18 protein-coding genes are annotated in these 19107 nt (G+C 67.7%); 5 read left to right on the top strand and 13 right to left on the bottom strand.

Annotated features, from left to right (window positions below; genetic code table 11):
- Positions 1-74: 74 nt before the first annotated feature.
- From HF885_RS01185 to HF885_RS01135, 11 genes are all read right to left on the bottom strand, one after another.
- Positions 75-347: a hypothetical protein gene (locus HF885_RS01185; RefSeq protein ID WP_206109713.1), complete on the bottom strand. Its 273-nt coding sequence runs from the start codon at positions 345-347 to the stop codon at positions 75-77.
- A gap of 11 nt (positions 348-358) precedes the next feature.
- On the bottom strand, positions 359-1633 hold the full coding sequence (locus HF885_RS01180; protein WP_206109712.1) for a hypothetical protein: 1275 nt from the start codon (positions 1631-1633) through the stop codon (positions 359-361).
- 238 nt (positions 1634-1871) lie between these two features.
- On the bottom strand, positions 1872-3464 hold the full coding sequence (gene ricT, locus HF885_RS01175; protein WP_170103148.1) for a regulatory iron-sulfur-containing complex subunit RicT: 1593 nt from the start codon (positions 3462-3464) through the stop codon (positions 1872-1874).
- Entirely contained in the window at positions 3449-4606 is a 1158-nt protein-coding gene (locus tag HF885_RS01170) for an ATP-binding protein (protein WP_170103147.1), read from the bottom strand. Before HF885_RS01170 ends, ricT begins: the two co-directional genes overlap by 16 nt.
- Positions 4599-5291: a dTMP kinase gene (tmk, locus tag HF885_RS01165; protein ID WP_170103146.1), complete on the bottom strand. Its 693-nt coding sequence runs from the start codon at positions 5289-5291 to the stop codon at positions 4599-4601. Before tmk ends, HF885_RS01170 begins: the two co-directional genes overlap by 8 nt.
- Before the next feature lie 11 nt (positions 5292-5302).
- The gene (locus HF885_RS01160) at positions 5303-7918 is read right to left on the bottom strand and encodes a DNA topoisomerase I (RefSeq protein ID WP_170103145.1); all 2616 of its coding nucleotides are present in this window, start codon (positions 7916-7918) and stop codon (positions 5303-5305) included.
- A 164-nt stretch (positions 7919-8082) separates the two neighbouring features.
- Positions 8083-8886, bottom strand: a complete 804-nt coding sequence (gene tatC, locus HF885_RS01155; RefSeq protein ID WP_170103144.1) for a twin-arginine translocase subunit TatC — start codon at positions 8884-8886, stop codon at positions 8083-8085.
- Positions 8886-9536 carry a Sec-independent protein translocase subunit TatA/TatB gene (locus tag HF885_RS10525; RefSeq protein WP_170103143.1) on the bottom strand — a complete coding sequence of 217 codons (651 nt, stop codon included), beginning with the start codon at positions 9534-9536 and terminating at the stop codon, positions 8886-8888. Before HF885_RS10525 ends, tatC begins: the two co-directional genes overlap by 1 nt.
- A gap of 40 nt (positions 9537-9576) precedes the next feature.
- Positions 9577-9882 (bottom strand): STAS domain-containing protein, encoded by a 306-nt coding sequence (locus tag HF885_RS01145; RefSeq protein ID WP_170103142.1) that lies wholly within the window; start codon positions 9880-9882, stop codon positions 9577-9579.
- Between the two features lie 18 nt (positions 9883-9900).
- Positions 9901-10854, bottom strand: coding sequence for a tetratricopeptide repeat protein (locus HF885_RS01140; protein ID WP_170103141.1), 954 nt, complete (start codon positions 10852-10854; stop codon positions 9901-9903).
- Between the two features lie 129 nt (positions 10855-10983).
- Complete coding sequence (locus HF885_RS01135) at positions 10984-12270, bottom strand: aminotransferase (RefSeq protein WP_170103140.1); 1287 nt, start codon at positions 12268-12270, stop codon at positions 10984-10986.
- A 140-nt stretch (positions 12271-12410) separates the two neighbouring features.
- Between HF885_RS01135 and HF885_RS01130 the strand changes: the two genes are divergently transcribed.
- A complete protein-coding gene (locus tag HF885_RS01130; RefSeq protein WP_170103139.1) occupies positions 12411-12689 on the top strand; it encodes a hypothetical protein in 279 nt (92 codons plus the stop codon).
- Positions 12690-12828: 139 nt separating this feature from the next.
- Here HF885_RS01130 and nhaA read toward each other — a convergent pair whose 3' ends face one another.
- Positions 12829-14310, bottom strand: a complete 1482-nt coding sequence (gene nhaA / locus HF885_RS01125) for a Na+/H+ antiporter NhaA (RefSeq protein ID WP_170103138.1) — start codon at positions 14308-14310, stop codon at positions 12829-12831.
- A gap of 368 nt (positions 14311-14678) precedes the next feature.
- Between nhaA and HF885_RS01120 the strand changes: the two genes are divergently transcribed.
- From HF885_RS01120 to deoD, 4 genes are all read left to right on the top strand, one after another.
- Positions 14679-15551, top strand: coding sequence for a DegV family protein (locus tag HF885_RS01120; RefSeq protein WP_170103137.1), 873 nt, complete (start codon positions 14679-14681; stop codon positions 15549-15551).
- Positions 15552-15618: 67 nt separating this feature from the next.
- Positions 15619-16329, top strand: a complete 711-nt coding sequence (locus HF885_RS01115) for a class II aldolase/adducin family protein (protein WP_170103136.1) — start codon at positions 15619-15621, stop codon at positions 16327-16329.
- Positions 16330-16377: 48 nt separating this feature from the next.
- Positions 16378-17499 (top strand): S-methyl-5-thioribose-1-phosphate isomerase, encoded by a 1122-nt coding sequence (gene mtnA, locus HF885_RS01110; RefSeq protein ID WP_170103135.1) that lies wholly within the window; start codon positions 16378-16380, stop codon positions 17497-17499.
- 50 nt (positions 17500-17549) lie between these two features.
- Positions 17550-18272 (top strand): purine-nucleoside phosphorylase, encoded by a 723-nt coding sequence (deoD, locus tag HF885_RS01105; protein ID WP_170103134.1) that lies wholly within the window; start codon positions 17550-17552, stop codon positions 18270-18272.
- Positions 18273-18363: 91 nt separating this feature from the next.
- On the opposite strand, the gene HF885_RS01100 is transcribed toward deoD, so the two are convergent.
- Entirely contained in the window at positions 18364-19062 is a 699-nt protein-coding gene (locus HF885_RS01100; RefSeq protein WP_170103133.1) for a 5'-methylthioadenosine/adenosylhomocysteine nucleosidase, read from the bottom strand.
- Positions 19063-19107 lie beyond the last annotated feature (45 nt).

Below are 19107 nucleotides of genomic sequence, written 5' to 3'. Positions count from 1 at the left end.
ACCTTTGTTTTCGAGTATAACCGCTCCACTGGACGCAAGGTGCGCAATGGCGTCTTTCGTTCGCGCCACCACGACTAGCCAAGATACGACGGCGGCACCTTCGCCTCGACGAACCATCGCGGCCCCTCGTAGTAGAGGAAGGTGTCCCTTCCCGCGACGCGCACGGTGTAGCGCATGCCCGTCCCTCCCGTGCGGAGCGAGTGCGCCTGCCGCCGATCGAGCACGCGGTCGATCTTGTAGCGCGTCCCGTCGTCCCATATGACCTCGAGGGGCTTGGCCCGCCCCTCCACGTCCGTCTCGGAAAGGACCTCAACATAGTGCTTCCTCCTGTCGATTATGCCGTCCACAAGGGCTCACCTCACGCAAAGTACGAGACGGGATGGGTAAAGTGGTCGCGCTCGGGGTCGAGACCGGAGAGCCGTGGGTCGAGCAGCTCCGACGCACGCCTGACCGCATGGTTGCCGAAGCGGTGCCTGAGCTCGTCCATCGACTCGTCGAGCGCGCGCTGTCGCAGGCGCCTCTCCTCCACCCCCTCGATGTCGAGCTGCACGGGACGCATGGCCGGAACGAGGTTCGACGCGCGCACCCCGATTGCGCGGATCTTCTCGTACCTGAAGTCCCAGTCCGATACGAGGAGGCTCGCGGCGAGGGAGCATATCTCGGTCGTGATGTTGCTGGGACGGTCGAGCCGGGCCTGCCGGCTGTGGCAGGCGAGCGTGCGGAAGTCGCGACCCGTTGCCGATACGGTGCGCGCCATGAGGCCAAGCTGCCTGAGCCGCTGGGAGACTGACTCGCCCATGAGCCAGACCACCTGCCTGGCCGTGCGCACGTCCTCCACGTCGAAAGGGCAGGTTATGCCATTGCCCACGCTCTTCACCTCCCGCTCCGTGTCCGTGATGGCAAGGTCGAGCGGTCGCACGGGACTCGCATCCCTGCCTTGGGCGAAGGCCTGGACGACGAGGCCGGGCTTGCCGAGCGTTCGCCTGACGAGCGCGGGGTCTGCGCGGGCGAGCTGGCCTATGGTCCAGATGCCGAAGTGGTTGAGCTTGTGCTCCGTGGCGGGCCCCACGTAGAGGAGGTCTCCCACCGGGGCCTTCCACACGAGGTCGCAGGCGTTGTCTGGGAGCACCTCCATGTAGCCGTCCGGCTTGTCGTGGTCGCTCCCGAACTTGGCGAAGATCTTGTTCCACGAGTACCCGATGGAGCACGTTATGCCGAGCTCGTGCTTTATGCGATTGGAGATGGAGGCCGCGACGGAGCGGACGTCGCCTCCCCACAGGTGGATGGAGCCCGTGAGGTCGAGCCACGCCTCGTCAGGGCCAAAGGGCTCCACGAGGTCCGTGTAGTCGTAGTAGATGCGGCGCGCCGCCATCGAGTAGCGACGGTAGAGCTCGTAGCGCGGTGGGACGATCACCACGTCCGGGCAGGCCTGGCGCGCCTGCCAGAGCGCCATGGCCGTCTTGACGCCGCGACGCTTGGCCTCGTAGCTCGCCGTCAGCACGATGCCGTGCCTGAGCTCCTCGTTTCCGCCCACGACAAGCGGGCGCCCCCTGAGCTCCGGCCGCTCCGCCTGCTCGACGCTCGCATAGAATGCGTTCATGTCACAGTGTAGGATCTTGCGCGACGTGTCCACCGTTCCCCCTCCGACAGCATCCATTTAAGAACATCTGTTCGTAGTTTGGAAGTGCCAGTGGACATTAATTCCGCCATCGCGCGCCGGCGGTCCGCCGGGACGAGTCGCGGGGCGGACCAGGCACAGGTAGGCGCGGCCGCGCGAACGATTAGAACACTTGTGCTGTTTTTGTCGAGAAGGACGTGACGTCCGGAACATGAAGAGCCCCGCGGGCGAAGGGGCCCGCGGGGCTTCGACTCTACTCTGAGGAGGGCTTGGGGCCGTTGCCGGAGGGCCTTGCGGAGGAGTCTCCGCCCGGCTTGCCTCCGCCGCGATGGCGACGGCGGCGCCTGGGCTTGTCAGAGCCCTCGGCCGACGGCGAGGACGCGCCCTTCGCGCGGGGCGGGCGCTGGCTGCCGGCACCGTCGGCGGGCTGCTGGCCGCCGCGGTCGCCGGGGTGGCGGCGGCGCTTGCCTCCCTCTGCCTTTGGCGCCCCTCCCCGCTGCCTCTGGGGACGAGCCTGGCCGTCCGCGCGGGACTGGCCCCTTCCGTCCTGGGACGGGGCGTCGCCCTCGGCCGCGTGGTGGTGACGGCGGCGGTGCATGCCGCCCGAGCGGGTCGGGGCCTGGGAGGCCGCGTCCTTCTCGCCCTGGCGACGCTCGCCCCGTGGAGTGCCATCCTGGGACCGCGCCTCTCCCTCCGCCGCCTTCTTGCGGCGGCGACGGCGCGACGGCTTCTCGGCGGCCGCGTCCGCGGGCGCCTCCGACGCGGGCTTCGCGTGCTTGGGACGCGGGCGCTGGGCGGCATCGGCGGCGGGGCCCTGCGCCTGCCCTCCGGAGCGGCGGCGACGGCGCGGCCGCGCCTCGACGAAGATGTCGGAGTCGTCGTACGTCTCCGCGGGGGCGACGCCGTTCTTGCGGTCGAGCTCCGCCAGGGCCATCTGCACCTCGGGGGACTGCAGCTTCTCGAGCGCGGAGCGGGTCACGGTGTCGGGGCGGCAGGCGCAGCCCAGCTCCTCGCTCTTCTTGTGCGCGGCCGGCGACGCCTCCATGTCCGCGAGGGCGACACGGACCTGCTTGCCGTTCTCGAGGCGCAGGCAGAGCTGCTCCTTCGGGGTGTCGTACTCAACGATCTTCGCCTTGCCCAGGGGCGTGTCGATCACGGCGTTGCGCTTGGGCGCGCGGCTCTTGAAGTCGCGGTACGCCTCGAACTCGTAGCGCAGGCAGCACATGAGGCGACCGCACGCGCCGGAGATCTTGGACGAGTTGAGGGGCAGGTCCTGCTCCTTTGCCATGCGGATCGATACCGGCTCGAAGCGCCTGCCAAAGCGCGTGCAGCACAGCTCCTGGCCGCAGTGGCCGAAGCCGCCCACGATGGCGGCCTCCTCGCGCACGCCGATCTGGCGCATGTCCACGCGCTCGTGCAGCTCGCGCGAGAGGTCGCGCACCAGCTGACGGAAGTCCACGCGGTCCTCCGCCGAGAAGTAGCACACGACCTTGCCGCCGCCAAACAGGTACTCGACGCCCACGGGCTTCATGTCGAGCCCGGACTCGTGCGCGAGCCTGCTGAACGTGGGGAACGCCTCGTCCCCGCGCTGCGCCAGCATGTCCGCGCGCGCGAGGTCCTGGTCGGTCGCGACGCGCACCACGGGCTGGAGCCTGCCGGCCTCGCCTATCACCTCGCGCAGGCGCTCCGGGGTGACCTCCTGCGCGTCCATGGTCGCAAGGCCGATCTCCTGGCCGCGCTCCGTGGTGCAGATGACGTGGTCGCCCTCCTGGGCGCCGGTCCTTCCCGGGTCGAACCACAGGTCGTGGGCCGCATATTTGAACTTCACCGCTAGTACGGTGGGCATGAGAGTGCCTCCTTCACGCCGAGCAGCATGACCTCGATGGCCAGCTGGGGTGTCACGTTATGGGATACGTCGTCCGCGGCACGGCTGGTTGCCGAAAGCGCGCGCACGACCCCCTCGGTGGTGGTGCCGGCGGCAAGCCGGTCCACGATGTCGGCGGCGTCCTCGTTCACGATGGGCTCGCCGACGCCCTCGCAGCGCAGCAGCACGTCCCTCAGGAGGGAGTCCGCCGCGGCGATCGTCTCCATCATACCCGAACGCTCGCGCGCGGTGAGCTCGCGCTTGTTGGAGTCCTCCACCTGGCGCATGGCCGCCTTGCCAAGGTAGTCCGCGCTCTCGCCAAGCGCCGCCTCCTGCTCGCTCTTCACGTCCGCAAGAGGCGCGCGGGCCGCCTCCACGATGCGCCGGGCGGATGTCAGCACGTCCCACGAGTCGTCGCGCGCGAGCTCGCCCAGCGTGCGCACCACCAGGCGCCGCGCCTCGCGCCGGCCCGACGACGCCAAGAACTGCGCCGCCGCCTCCGGCGTGTGGGTCACGGCCAGCGCGATGCGCGCCTCCGCCCCACCGATGCCGCTCATGAGCTCCACGGCGTGCTCCGCCGCCCCCGGGCTCACGATCTGGAACGGGATCTGCTGGCAGCGCGAAACGATGGTTGGAAGCACGGATACCGCCGAGCGCGCGATCAGGATGAACATGACGCCCTCGGGCGGCTCCTCGAGGGTCTTGAGCAGCGCGTTTGCCGCGGCGCCGCGCAGAAGCCCAGCATTGTCCAGAATGTAGACCTTGCCGGCCGCGCGGATGGGCGCCAGCGCCACGTCCGCGATGAGCTCACGGATCTGCCCCACGAGGTAGCCCGTCACGCTCTGCGGGCTCAGGTAGTGCACGTCCGGGTGCGTGCGGTGCGCCACGCGAATGCACTCGTCGCACGTGCCGTCGCCCCCGTTCGGGCAGACGCGCGCCTGGGCCACGGCGTACGCAGCCTCGAGCATGCCCGAGCCCGGCGCGCCCACAAACAGGTACGCGTGGCTCAGCCTGCCCTCGTCTATCGCCGCGGCGAGAAACTCCTGCACCCTCGGCTGCTGGGCAAGTCCCGCCAGCACCTTCGGGACGGCCGGCGCGCCCGGCCTCGCGGAACCGCTACTCATGGGCCGCCCCCGCGTCCCCGCGCCCCAGAGGCGTCGCGACAACACCCCGAAGCGCCGCATCCACGCGCGCCGCCACGTCCTCGACCGTGCCGACGGCGTCCACCACGCGCACGCGCTCGGGCTCCGCCTTCGCAAGCCGCAGGTACGCCGCCCGCACGCGCTCCTGGAAGCGCATGCCCTCCTGCTCCAGGCGGTCCGCCCCGCCGGCCGTCGCGCGCGCCAGGGCGTCCTCGCAGCAGAGGTCCAGCACCAGCGTGCGGTCCGGCACAACGCCGCACGAGCCAAGCTCGTTGCAGCGCGTGACGAGCGCCGCGTCGAGCCCGCGCCCTCCCGCCTGGTAGGCGTACGTGGAGTCCAGGTAGCGGTCGCACACCACGACGGCCCCGCGCGCGAGCGCCGGCGCGATCACCTCGCGCACCAGCTGCGCGCGGCTGGCCTCGTACAGCAGCAGCTCGCACTCGTCCGCCATCGCCCCATTCGCGGGGTCGAGCAGGATCTTTCTGATCTTCTCGCTTATGGCGGTGCCTCCCGGCTCGCGCAGGCGCACCACCTCGTGGCCGGCCGCCTCCAGGCGGTCGGCCAGAAGCGCCACCTGCGTGGACTTTCCGCAGCCGTCGATTCCCTCGAGCGAGACGAACGTGCCGCGCCGGGTCGTGGGCGCGGCGTTGGTCTGGGCGTCAGCCATGCCTTGCACCCCTAGCCCTCAAAGTCCGCGGCGGCCGTCTTCTTCGCAGGCGCCTTCTTCGTGGCAGACTTCTTCGTGGCGGACTTCCTGGCGGTCGTCTTCTTGGTGGTCGTCTTCTTGGCGGAGGACTTCTTCGCGGAGGAGCGCTTCGTGCCGCGCGCGGCCTTCACGTCCTCCTTCTTCTTCCTGCCGGGGCAGTCCATGTTCACGCAGATGCGCCACGGGCCGCGCTGCGTCACCACCTCCACGATGGGCGCGCCGCACTCCGGGCACACCTCGCCCGTCGCGTGCAGCTCGCCGCGCTGGGGCAGCGGGTAGCTCGTGCCGCACTCGTCGTAGTTCGTGCAGCGTATGAAGCGCTTGCCCGTGCGCTCGCTCTTGTGGGCCACCAGGTCGCCGTGGCGGCCGGCCGCGGCGCACGCCGCGCATTCGCCCACCACCACGTCCGGCTCGCGGTTCGTGGGGCACGCCGGGTTCACGCAGATCTCGTACGCGCGCTGGCGGAACGGCTGCACCTTCACGCGCGGGGCGTGGCACACGGGGCACACGCCCTTCTCGCCCTCTATGGCCTGCACGCGGCCCTTGGGCACCGGGTACGTCACGTCGCAGTCCGGCCAGCCCATGCAGCCTATGAAGCTGGAGTGGTTCTTCGCGGAGGTCTTCATGACCAGGTCCTTGCCGCACTTGGGGCAGACGCCCACCTTCGCGTCGGCCGTGACCGCGTCCGCGATCGCCTCGCCCAGGTCGTCCTTGTGCTCGATGAGCGGCCCCACCATGCTCGCCAGAAGCGCGCGCGAGTGGTCCACGACCTCGGTCTGGGTCTCCTCGCCGCGCGCGACCTCCGTCATGTCGCTCTCGAGCTCGGCCGTCATGTCCGGGCTCGTGATGTGCGGCGCGTACTCCGTGAGCGCCTCGATGACGGCGATGCCAAGCTGGCTGGGCTCCACGGGGTCGTTCTTCAGGTACTTCACGTCGTACAGGCGTTGGATGATGCTCGCGCGCGTGGACTTGGTGCCCAGGTTGCACTTCTCCATCTCCTGGATCAGGCGGCCCTGGCTGTAGCGCGCGGGCGGCTCCGTCTGCTTCGCCTCGAGCGCCATGTCGCTCACGTCGCACGAGTCGCCCACGGCAAGCTGCGGCAGCTGCTCGTCCTTGCGCAGGCCAAACGGGTAGGCGCGACGGAAGCCCGGCTTCACCAGCACCGTGCCGGACGCGCAGAACGGCTCGCCGTTCACGTCGAAGCTGAACTTGGTGCTCTCGCTCACGGACGGCTCCATGAGCGTCGCCAGGAAGCGCCGCGCGATGAGGTTGTACAGCTTCCACGCGGCGCCGTCCAGGCGGTCCGGGTCGGCGGCCGCCGTGGGATAGATGGGCGGGTGGTCCGTGGTCTCCTGCTTGCCGCGCGTCGCCGTGAGCTTGGGAAGGGCGAGAAGGTCGTTGCATACCGGGCGGTAGTTTGGCACCTGGGCGAGCGTCCGCACGCAATCGCGCAGGTCGAGCGACTTGGGATACACCGTGTTGTCGACGCGCGGGTACGAGATGAGGCCGTCCATGTACAGCGACTCCGCGAGGCGCATGGCGCGCGCCGGGCTGATGCCCTCCGCCGCCGCGGCGGTCTGGAGCGACGTGGTGTTGAACGGCGCGGGCGGCCTCGTGGTGCGGCTCTTGCGCTCCACGTTTGTGACCGTGGCCGTGGTGGCGTCCCGGACGTGGCTCCAGGCAAGGTCCGCCGCGGCCTTCTCCTTGAAGCGCGCCGTGGCGTGGGTCGCCTTGAACGAGTGGGCGTCGTCCGCGTCGCCCGCGGGCGCCATCCTGCCCGAGATCACCCAGTAGTCCTCCGGCACGAACGCCTGGCGCTCGCGCTCCTTCTGAACCACGAGGGCGAGCGTGGGCGTCTGGACGCGGCCGGCGGAGCGCACGTGTCCCAGCCCGCTGAAGCGCGCCATCGTGAGGTAGCGCGTGAGCACGGCGCCCCAGATGAGGTCGATGTACTGGCGCGACTCGCCGGCGTCCGCGAGGTCCTGGTCGAGGTCGACCAGGTTCGCGAACGCATGGTCGATCTCGGCCTTCGTGAACGCGGAGTAGCGGGCGCGCGACACGGGCGTGTCCGGCGCGACCTCGCGCATCTGGCGCAGCGCGTCGGAGCCTATGAGCTCGCCCTCGCGGTCGAAGTCCGTGCCGATCACGATGGAGTCCGCCTTTGCAGCGAGGTTCTTGAGCGAGCGGATGATGCCCTTCTCGGCGGGGACCTTCTCGATGGGGGCCCACACGAGGTACGGCAGGCTCGGCACCTTCCAGCCCTTGATGTCGATCCCGTCCTTCAGGAACGGCTTGCGCTTAGTATCGTACGGCGGGCGCGGGAGGTCGTCCGGGATGTGAGCGGGGATGACCTCGCCCTCGGCCGTGACGGCCCACCAGCCCTCCTTCTTGCTGTAGTGCAGCTCGTGGGCGAAGTCGGGCGCCATGATGTGGCCGCGCAGGCCTATGGTGACCCACTCCTCCCCGTCGTGCTTGAAGCGGTAGACGGGAGTGTCGTACACCTTGCCGGCCTCCGGCTTGCCAGCCGTGGAGAGGAGGCGGGCTATCTGCTGGGCGGCATCGTTCTTCTCGGTAACAACGAGCTTCAATCTATCCCCCGGTTTCGAGTTCCTTGCTTGCTGCGCGCACGACCGATTTTGCGTGCACGCGTCTTGCCGTTATACCCGAAAGGCGCCTTACGGCGCCCATCGGTCGGTCAGTAGTGGCAAAACACTAGATTATCAGCGTCTGGCTCCCCGTTGCGCGCGACGCGCTAGAGCTTCGACATCTCTTCCTCGTACTTGTGCTCCTGGTACTCCTCGCGCGTCCACTTGAGGGACTCCTTGCCGTCGCGGGCGACGAGCACGTAGCGGGCGATGGCGAGCGCGACCTCGTACAGGCCGATGAGGGCCGCGAACATGAGGATCATGGTGACGGGCGAGGCGTCGGGCGTGACGACGGCCGACAGCACCATGAGGCCGACGTAGATGTAGCGCCACTGGGCGCGGAACGTCTTGTACGCCACGAGGTGCAGCACGGAGAGGTAGAAGATCACGAGCGGCATCTGGAACGCGATGCCGAAGCCGATCTCCAGGAGCATCATGATGTTGATGTAGTCCTCCGCATTCGCGAGGATGTTCGCGAAGTCGCGCGACTGGTCGATCATCCAGCCGACGGCCGCGTTCTGGATGATGAGGTAGCAGAACGCCATGCCCAGGTAGAACAGGATGACCATGGCCGCGACGGTAGGAATGACCCACCTGCGCTCGTTCTTCTTGAGCGCGGGAAGGAAGAACGCCATGACCTCCCAGATGATGATGGGCGAGCAGACGATGGCGCCAAAGAAGAGCGCGACCTTGAAGCGAATCGTGAAGCCGCCGAGCACCGTCATGACCGTGAGCTTTGCACCGTGCGGAAGCGCCGCGCGGATGGGGTTCATGATGAACTCGATGAGGACGGGCGTCGCGTTGTAGAGCACGACCGCCGTAATGGCAAGCGAGACGACGATGATGGTGAGGCGACGCCTCAGCTCGCCGAGGTGATCCATGAGCGGCATGCGCGCTGGTCCGATGGGCATTAGTCCTCCCCTCCCTTCGCGACGGGCGTCGCGTCGGCGTCAGAGTCGACATCGGCATCGCTGTCGGCATCGGAGTCGGCATCCTCGTCCGCCGGTCTTGCGACGGGCCTCGCCTTGCGCGTGCCCTTCATGGCGTACAGCGACGCGACGCTCCTGGCGGGGGCGGCGGACTCGGAGGAAGGCTCCTCGCCCTTCTCGCCCGCGGCTGCCTGGGGTGCGTCGACGTCCGCATCGGAGTCGACGTCGGAATCGGAGTCCGCGTCCTTCTCGCCCGCGGAGTCCGCGTCCGTCGCCGCCTCCTGCTCCGCGGCGGCACGCTCGCGCGCCAGCCTCTCGCGGCGCTCGGCGAACGTCTCGCGCCTGGGGGCCACCCCGTCCGCGCCGGACTCGATGTCCGCGTCCTCGTCCATCGCGGCAGCCCGCGCGGAGCTGCGCTTCTTCTCGTCCTCCGTCTGGGGCTCGTTCATCGCGTTGTTGAGCGGGTCCATGACCTCGGTCTGGACGACCTCGGTAAATCCCTCCTGGGCCTCGCGGAACTGCCTGAGCATGCGACCGATGGTCCTGCCCATGCCAGGGAGCTTGTCGGGCCCAAAGATCAGGAACGCGAAGATCAAGATCAGGGCGAGCTCCGTCTCACCAATACCAAACACGCAAGCACACCTCCAAGTGCGTCGTCGCGGACGAGAAGAACTAGGCCTCTATCCCGAGCTCGCCGCTGACGCCCAGCATGTCGAGCACGCGGGCAACGTTGCGCTGCGGGTTCGAGACGACGAGCGAGAGGCCCGCGTCGTGGGCGCGGTGCACCGCACCCACGAGGACGCCGATGCCGGTCGAGTCGATGTAGCTGACCTGGGAGAGGTCTACGTCGACGGACGGCACCCCCTTGGCGAGGAGCTCGTCGATGGCGTCGCGGAGCTTGGAGGCGTTCGAAACGTCCACCTCGCCCGCAACCTGCACCTTGCGGCCGTTTTCGGCCTTGGTAGTCAAGATTTCCATGTGATTCGTTTCCTTCTCTTAGTTGCCCGAGCCGGAAAGCCCCAGGCCGCCGAGGGCACCGGAGAGTCCCTGGCCCGAGGTGCCGGACGTGGTGTTCGTCGTGGAGCTCGATCCGCTTGCAGAGGAGCTCGCCGCGGACTCGATGGCAGAGAGCCGCTGCTCCGCGAACGACTTGGCACCGTAGCTGTCCTTCGGGTCCGTCTTCTCGGCCTTCTTGTACGCAGCCTGCGCGTTGCCCGTCTGGCCCTTGGACTCGTACACCATGCCAAGGTTCGCCCAGCCGAGCGGGAACTTGGGCGAGTCCTCCGTCACCTTCTGCAGCGCCTGGAGCGCGGCGTCGGTGTCGCCCTGGTAGAACTGGCAGAGCGCGCGGTTCACCTTCACCGTGTCGGAGTCGTTCAGCTGAAGGTACTGGTCGAAGTAGTCGATCGCCTTGCCGAGGATGTCTTTCACATGTGCCTTCTCGGCGTCGGTCGTGGAAAGCGACGCGGCCTGGTAGCCCCAGGACATGTAGCCGTTGCCAAGGTTCAGCAGGGCGGCGAGGTCCTTGGGGTTCTTCTTGAGGCGCTTCTGGAGGGACGCGAGCGACTCCTCGTACGAGGAGTCGAGCTTCTTGAGGGAGTCCGACGTCGAGGTCGCCTTCGTGCTCGAGGAGCTGGAGTCGTCCTTTGCGGAAGAGCTTGAGGAGTCGTCCTTGGCAGATGAGGAGCTCTTCTCCTTGGCGCTCTCGCCCGCCTGGTTGTTGCCGACGATCGCCGAGCAGGACGGCATCATCATGGAGATGGCCATGATGATGGCGAAGACGACGATCGCGATGGTCGTGACACGCTTCTTGCGATCGGCCCTGGCCTGCGCCGGGGTCTTCTTCTTGGAGGAGGGACGGGGGTCCTTCTCGCCCATGGCGGAATCCTCCGTAGGCTTGACCTTTGCGCGTGCGAGACGCTTGCTGTTGTGCTTTCCCGAGCTAGACATCGAACGAACCCTTTCGACAACCACGCCTCGCGGCGCGGGCGAGACAGACCGACGCCCGTGGGCGGACGTAATTGCCCATTCTACAGAAACTAATGGTTGTTCTGTGTGCGAGAGAAGCGAGTTGCGCCGCTAGGCACGCGACTCGCGCGCAAGCCTCGCGGACACGAGCCTCACTGCGACCACGAAGACGTCCAGCGCCTTGCCGAGATCCTCGAGCGAGGGGTAGGTCGGCGCGATGCGGATGTTGGAGTCGTTCGGGTCGTCCCCGTACGGCCAGGTGGCGCCAGCCGGCGTGAGCTTGACGCCGAGCTCGGCCATGAGGGCGACGATCTTGCGCGCCGAGCCCTTGGGGCCGTCGAACGAGACGAAGTAGCCGCCGTGCGGATGGGTCCACGTGGCGACGCCGGTCTGGCCGAGGCCGTCCGTCAGCTTCTGCTCGACGAGAGCGAAGCGGGGGCCGACGATCGCGGCGTGCTTGCGCATGTGCGCCTTGACGCCGTCGAGGTCCTTCAGGAAGAGCACGTGCGCCAGCTGGGAGAACTTCTCGGAGCTCACGCGCTCGACCGCGAACGCCTTGCGGACCTCCGTGATGTCGGCCTTGCTGGCCGTGACGAACGCGATGCCCGAGCTGGGGAAGGTGACCTTCGCGGTCGAGCCGAACTCGTAGACGAGGTCGGTGTTGCCGGCCTCCTCGAGCGCGTCGAAGATGTTGAGGAGGTTGTCGTCCTTCTCGCCAAAGGCGTGCACGCAGTACGCGTTGTCCCAGTAGATGCGGAAGTCCGGCGCGGCGGGCTGGAGCTGCGCGAAGCGGCGGACGACCTCGTCGGAGTACGTGATGCCCGTGGGGTTTGCATACTTCGGGACGCACCAGATGCCCTTGACGGAGGGGTCGCCCTCCACGAGGCGCTGGACCATGTCCATGTCAGGTCCGTCCTCGAGCATGGGGATGGGCACGTTCTTGATGCCGAGGTGCGCGGTGACGCTGAAGTGGCGGTCGTAGCCGGGCGCCGGGCAGAGCCACTTGACCTCGCCCTGCTGGTAGAAGGGCTTGTTGCCCGCGACGCCGTTCGTGAAGCCGTGCGTCACGAGGTCGTGCATGAGGTTCAGGCTCGAGGATCCGTTTACGACGACGTTCTCCGCGTCGACGCCGAGGATCTCTGCGGCAAGGCGGCGGGCGGAGGGCAGGCCCTCCGGCGTGCCGTAGTTGTCCACGATCGCGTTTCCGTCGACGAGCGGCGTGGACGAGTTGAGGACGTCCAGCATCGGGCGAGCGAGCGCCGTCTGCTCCGGCGAGGGCTTGCCGCGGGCCATGTCGAGTGCCAGGTTCTGCGCCTTGAGGTTTGCCGCCTCGCGCTCGAGCTCCTCGATGGCGGCGTCTAGCTCTTCCGATTCCATCTGCTGGTAGATGTTTGCCATGGTGGCTCCTAGGTTCAGGTGTGTAACTAACAGAAGAGTATATCCCCGTGCGCGTGCGCGGTCATATACAGTAATAATATGGCAAGACACATTCACCCTATGGGCGTTGCGAAGGACGCCGACAGCCGGAGGCGCAGACCTTGGACAAGAGCGAACAGACATGGCTCGGCGGCGCCCAATCACCCGAGTTCGGCGACTTGCAGAGACTGGTCGACGAGCTCTTCGAGGACGAGCCCGCTCGCGTGGTGGGCAAGCTCGACGCCATCGAGCGCGCGCAGATAGACGACCTGAGCGGGGACCTGCTCGAGGTGATAGACCTCCTTCCCGGCGGCAGGTATGGCCGCCACGCGCTCTGCAACCAGCTGAACTCCATACTCACCGCGCATGGCTGGGGATACACCCACGGCACCGTGTCGTAAGCTCCGCTAGTGCATTGCGTCGCCCCGGGCGCGTGCGTAGCGGTGCACGCGAACCCAGGGCGACGCAATGGAGCCCCTCTGCTGCAATCGCGATCGCATATGTTAGGGCGCAATCCGAGCACCGAGCCCATCGAGGCGGTTAGTCGATGTCCTCCACCTGGTCCCGCATCTCGCCCTCGACGTCGTCCTCGTCGTCCGAGCCCAGCAGCGACCCGTTGGCGACGGCGTCGTGCACCCTCACGAAGACGATGCCCAGCACGCCGGACGTGACGGAACCGGCAAGAATCGCGCACTTGGCCGCAAGGATCTCATGCGCCTGCGGGAACGCGAGGCCCGCGATGAGGATGGACATGGTGAACCCCATGCCGCCCATGATGCCGACGGCGATTATCTGGTCCCACGTCACGTTGTGCGGAAGCCTCGCGAAGCCGATCTTCACGAGCAGGAGCGTCACCAGGATGATGCCAAGCGGCTTTCCGAGCACGGCGCCCAGGTAGACGCCCTGGGTCACGGGGTCGAGCACGATGCTGCCAAGGTCGACTCCCACGAGCCTCACCTGCGCGTTCGCAAACGCGAACAGCGGCAGGATCAGGAAGTTCACCGTGGTGGAGAGGTTGCGCTCCACGCGCTGCAGGGGTGGGGTGACGTTGTGGATGATGCGCTCGACGCGGTTCGCGGACGCCGTGAAGTCGTGCTGGCCCAGGATGTGCGTGCCGTCGTCGTAGTCGTCGTCCAGCATCGCGGCCTTCTCCTGAAGCCAGTCGCCAAGGTTCGACAGACGGATGTCGGACTTCGCGGGCAGGAAGAACGCCAGTATGACGCCGGCGAGCGTGGCGTGGATGCCGCTGTTGTACATGCACACCCACAGCAGCAGCCCCACCACCATGTACGGCTTGACCGAGTACACGCGGGCGCGGGACAGCGCCGCCAGCAGCAGCACCGCGATGAGCGAGGCGGCGATCCACGCGATGTCCGGCGTCTGCCCGTAGAACAGCGCGAGGACCACGATCGCGAGGATGTCATCCGCGATGGCGAGCGTCTGGAAGAACACCTTCGTCTCCGGGGCGACGCGATCACCCAGAAGCGACATCACGCCCAGCGCGAACGCGATGTCCGTCGCAATGGGGATCGCCCACCCATGCGGGGCGCCGGCATGGTTGAACGCCAGGTAGATGATGGCGGGAAACGCGACGCCACCCACCGCGGCCAGCATGGGAAGCATCGCCTGGCGGGGCCTGCGCAGCTGCCCCACGGTCATCTCGTACTTCAGCTCGATGCCCACGAGCAGGAAGAACAGCGCCATCAGGAAGTCGTTCACGAACCCCTCGAACGATATCCCCGCGACGACGGGGCCGATCCTGAGCTCGAGCGGCGTCTCGAGGAAGTGGTGCACCGCCTCGTACGCCCCGGAGTTCGCGACGATCACGGCAAGCAGCGCCGCGCCGACCATGACGGCGGCGGCGATCGTGCCGTTCGACGTGACCTTCTCGAGCGCGTTCCTCTGGTCGCGCCGTCGCACGACCGCGGGCTCGCGTATGATCACGCTCTTGCGGACCACGTGCCTCCTCCCCTTAGCATCGCTCGTCTTCTTGTCGGGCCTGGATGCTCTGCTCTGCACCATGTTCGCTTTCTCTTCGAGGTCGACGCCAACGGTCGCGACCCGCGCCTCGCGGGCCACATACATAAAGATACGTTACCCGCAACTACCCCCTCGCCGATCGGCCACCGATAACAAAGCTCCTCCAAGGCTTTCCGCAAGCGGCGTGCCCATGAGGCCGGGCGCAAACGCGCACGTGCACGCAGGTGCGCCTGGCGAGAAGAGCGTGGCCACATGGCGGTTCCCGGGACGTTGTTTGCGCGCGGGCGCAAACGGGAACTATAGTAGGTGCATGCACTCCGCACGTCGGAAGGCCGCGGCGCGGTGCGCGCAGAGGGCCCGCGCGAGGGGGCCAAACGGAGGCGCGGCTGCGCCGGATGTCGGAGGATACCATGAACAACCAGCGCATCGCAGTCATCACCGACTCTGGCACGGACACCCCGTCTGAGTTCTGCCGCGAGCACGACGTGAGGGTCATGCCGCTGCACATCAACTACGCGGACGGCACCACGTTCCAGAGCGGCGTGGACATCACGGCAGACGAGGTCACTCGGCGCCTCGCGACGGAGGTCCCCAAGACGTCGCTCCCCTCCCCCCACCAGATCCAGACGACGCTCGAGCAGGCACGCGCCGACGGCTACCAGAAGGCAGTCATCATCACCATCGCGAGTGCCCTCTCCGCCACGAACCAGACCGCCCACATGGTTGCGGGCCAGATGGAGGACTTCCCCATCATCGTGGTGGACACGCGCTCCATCGGCATGGTCGCGGGCATGGTCGTCGAGCGCGCCGTGCAGATGGTCGAGGCGGGCGTGCCGTTCGAACAGCTCCAGAGCAGGCTCGACTCCGTCGCGCAGCAGTCCAACGTGTTCTTCGCGGTCAAGTCGCTCGACTTCCTGTACAAGGGCGGCCGCATCAACGGCCACATCTACCGCATCGGCTCCGTGCTTAACATCAAGCCGATCCTCACCTGCGACGACGAGGGCTACTACACCATCGCCAAGAAGGCCCGCGGCTGGGACCGCGCGCTCGACACCATGGTCTCGCTCGTCGCGGAGAAGGCACGCCAGTACAAGCGGACCCGCCTCGCCGTGTGCTGCTCCTCCACCACGCGCGACCTGTACGACGCTCTCGAGCAGAAGCTGCGCGCGGCCGTCCCCAACGTGGAGAGCGTCCAGAGGCACGACCTCTCCGCAGACCTCCTGGTGCACACCGGCCCAGAGATGGCCGGCATGGGCGTGCAGAACGCCGAGCTCGACTTCTAAGCTGACGCGTGCCGACGCCCCCACACGCCGGCACGCTCGTTTTTCTCGACAGATCCCGGGAGGCTCTATGGGCAAGGACGTGCGTGCAGACATCTGCGAGGTTGGAAGGCTCCTGTACGACCGCGGCTACGTCGCGTCCAACGACGGCAACATCTCCGTGCGCGTCGGCGAGAACGAGGTCATCGTCACGCCATCGGGCGTGAGCAAGGGGCGCATGGAGCCGGGCATGCTCGTGCGCTGCGACCTGGACGGCAACGTGCTTCCGGACGACGCGTCCGGACGCTTCCCCTCGTCCGAGGTCAAGATGCACCTTGCCGTGTACCGCGCCCGCCCGGACGTGCGCGCCGTCGTCCACGCGCACCCGGTCTTCGCCACGGCGTTCGCCATCTGCCGCCACGAGCTCGCGGAGCCCTACCTGCCCGAGCTCGTGCTCAACTTCGGCAAGATACCCGTGACCGACTTCGCGATGCTCTCCACCGACGAGGTGCCGCGCAGCCTCATGCCGTTCGTCCACGATTACAACGGCGTGCTGCTTGCCAACCACGGTGCGGTCGCCTGGGGCGGCGACGTCTGGGCGGCGTTCGACCTCATGGAGACGATCGAGCACAGCGCGAAGATCTACAAGGCCGTGCACGACCTTGGCGGCGGCGTGCCGCTTGCGCCAGAGGACGTCGCGCACCTGGAGCGGCTGCGCGCATTCTATCGCCGCCGCGCGGCACGTCGCGACGACGCGGCAGCGGGCGACGCAGGCGAAGGCGCCACGGACGCGAACGCATAGCAATTCAGACCGGACAGGACGGAACCAGACGAGAAGGGCGTGACAACCATGGCAGGGGAAGATCCAGAGCCGGAGACGCCGGAGGCGGCTGCGACGCAGGCCGCCACGAGCGGCGTCACCAACGTGGACGCGGTGGAGCTGAGGGCGGACGGGGGCGCGGTCGTGATAATCGACCAGACGCTTCTGCCCAACAGGCTGGAGTACCTGGAGCTCGCGGACGCGAAGGACATGTACGACGCCATCTTCCAGCTCAAGGTGCGCGGCGCGCCGGCCATCGGCGTGTGTGCCGGCTACTGCTACTACGTGCTCGCCCGCCAGGAGGCCGCGCGCGGCGTGGGCTACGACGAGTTCGCCTCTGCCATGGAGCGCCAGCGCGCCTACCTCAACTCCTCGCGCCCCACGGCGGTGAACCTCTCGTGGGCGCTGGACCGCATGCACGGCGTGACGCTCGCGCACAGGGGCGAGGACCCAAGCGGCATCGTGGCGCTTCTCCGCAAGGAGGCCGTCGCCATCCACCGCGAGGACCTCGCGATGTCAGAGGAGATCAGCCGCCTTGGCGCGAGCCTGCTCAAGGACGGGGACGGCGTGCTCACGCACTGCAACGCCGGTCCGCTCGCGTGCCTGGGCTACGGCACGGGCCAGGGGCCGCTGTACTACGCACACGACCACGGCAAGCGCGTGCACGTGTTCGCAGACGAGACGCGGCCGCTGCTGCAGGGCGCGCGCCTCACGAGCTACGAGCTTTACCGCGCCGGGATCGACGTCACGCTCATCTGCGACAACATGGCGTCCATCGTGATGAAGAACGGCTGGGTGCAGGCGTGCATGGTCGGCTGCGACCGCGTCGCCATGAACGGCGACGCCGCGAACAAGATCGGCACCTCGGGCGTCGCGATACTGGCAAGGCACTACGGCATCCCGTTCTACGTGCTGGGACCCACGTCCACCATCGACCGCGACTGCCCCACCGGCGACGACATCAAGATAGAGCAGCGCGACCCCGACGAGATCAAGACCATGTTCTACGCGGAGCCGAAGGCGCTGCCCGAGGTCAAGTGCTACAACCCCGCGTTCGACGTGACGGACCACGACCTCATCACGGCCATCGTGACCGAGAAGGGCATCTGCCGTCCCCCGTACACCCAGAGCCTCGCGGCGCTCTTTGAGTAGCGACCGCCCGGCCAGCACGCAACCACCATCCACAAGCGAAGGGAATCCCCATGTTCGAGACCGCATCAGCCTGCATCCGCTGCAACAAGGAAGACGTCGCGAAGGTCGTCCTCATGCCCGGCGACCCGCTGCGCGCCAAGTTCATCGCGGAGCACTACCTCGAGTCGCCCGTCCTGTTCAACGACGTCCGCAACATGCTGGGCTACACCGGCACGTACAAGGGCAAGCGCGTGAGCGTCATGGGCTCCGGCATGGGCATCCCCAGCATGTGCCTGTACGCGCACGAGCTGTACACGCAGGTCGGCGTGGACGCCATCATCCGCGTGGGCACCACGGGCGGCCTGCAGGACGACCTCCACGCCGGCGACATCGTGATCGCGCAGAGCGCGGCCACGAACTCCTCCATCGCGAGCCTGTACGACTCCCCCGTCAAGCTGGCCCCCACCGCGAGCTGGGACATGCTGCGCGACGCCGTCGCGGCGTGCGAGCGCCTGGGCTTCGGCTACCAGGTGGGCCAGGTCGTAAGCTCCGACGTGTTCTACAACCCGCGCGAGGACGCGCCCGTTCGCTACCGCGACCTCGGCCTGCTCTGCGTGGAGATGGAGACGGCCGGCCTCTACATCGAGGCCCAGACCAGCCACAAGAGGGCCGTGTCCATCCTTTCCGTCTCGGACACGTTCTTCACGGGCGAGTCGCTGAGCGCGGACGAGCGCGAGAAGAGCTTCACCAACATGATGGAGGCCTCGCTGGAGACCGCGCTCAACTACGCGTAGCGGCACATAAGCGGGAATGCGGCCGGGCCGTGGCGTCGATGCTGCGGCCCGGCCGTCGCTTCATGGGCGCAGGACGCCCTGCGCCAAGCGCCTACGACAGGTGCGCCACCATGTGGCTCACGATCTTCGCGCAGTGCTCGGCAGCCTGCGCCTCGAACACGGGGTACTCCACCTCGGCAGACCCGTCCGCCTTGTCGCTTATGGCACGCACGATCACGTACGGCACGTCGTTCAGCCACGCGGTCTGCGCGATGCTCGCGCCCTCCATCTCGACGCAGCTCGCGCCAAACGCCCTGCGGATGCGGTCCTTCTCGCCCTGCGTGCGCACGAACTGGTCGCCGGATGCCACGCGCCCCTCCACGCATGCCACGTCCGGCGCCACGGCGCGCACCGCGTCGGCCGCGGCCTTGCGCAGGCGCTCGTCCGCGGGAAAGTACGTGACGCCCAGGCTCGGCACCTCTCCGGGCGCGTAGCCAAAGTTCGTCGCGTCCACGTCGTGGTGCACGGCGTCCGTGGACACCAGCACGTCGCCTATGTTAAGGCGCGCGTCCAGCGAGCCCGCGACGCCGGTGTTGATGATGGCCTGAGCGCCAAAGCGCTCGATGAGCACCTGGGCGCACACCGCGGCGTCCACCTTGCCCACGCCGCACTTCACCACGGTCACCGGCGTCCCGCCTATGGTGCCGTCGTCAAACGCCATGCCGGCAACCTTCACGTGCGTGGGGTCGACCACCTTGCCGCGCAGGTGCTCCACCTCTACGTCCATGGCGCCAATGATTCCAAGCTTCATGTTCTCTCCCCGTCTGCCGCGCGGAAGCATGTCCCGCGGCGTCGT

The organism is Parafannyhessea umbonata, assembly GCF_012844235.1.
GTDB lineage: Bacteria > Actinomycetota > Coriobacteriia > Coriobacteriales > Atopobiaceae > Parafannyhessea.
This window is presented reverse-complemented; position numbering and strand designations above follow the sequence as displayed.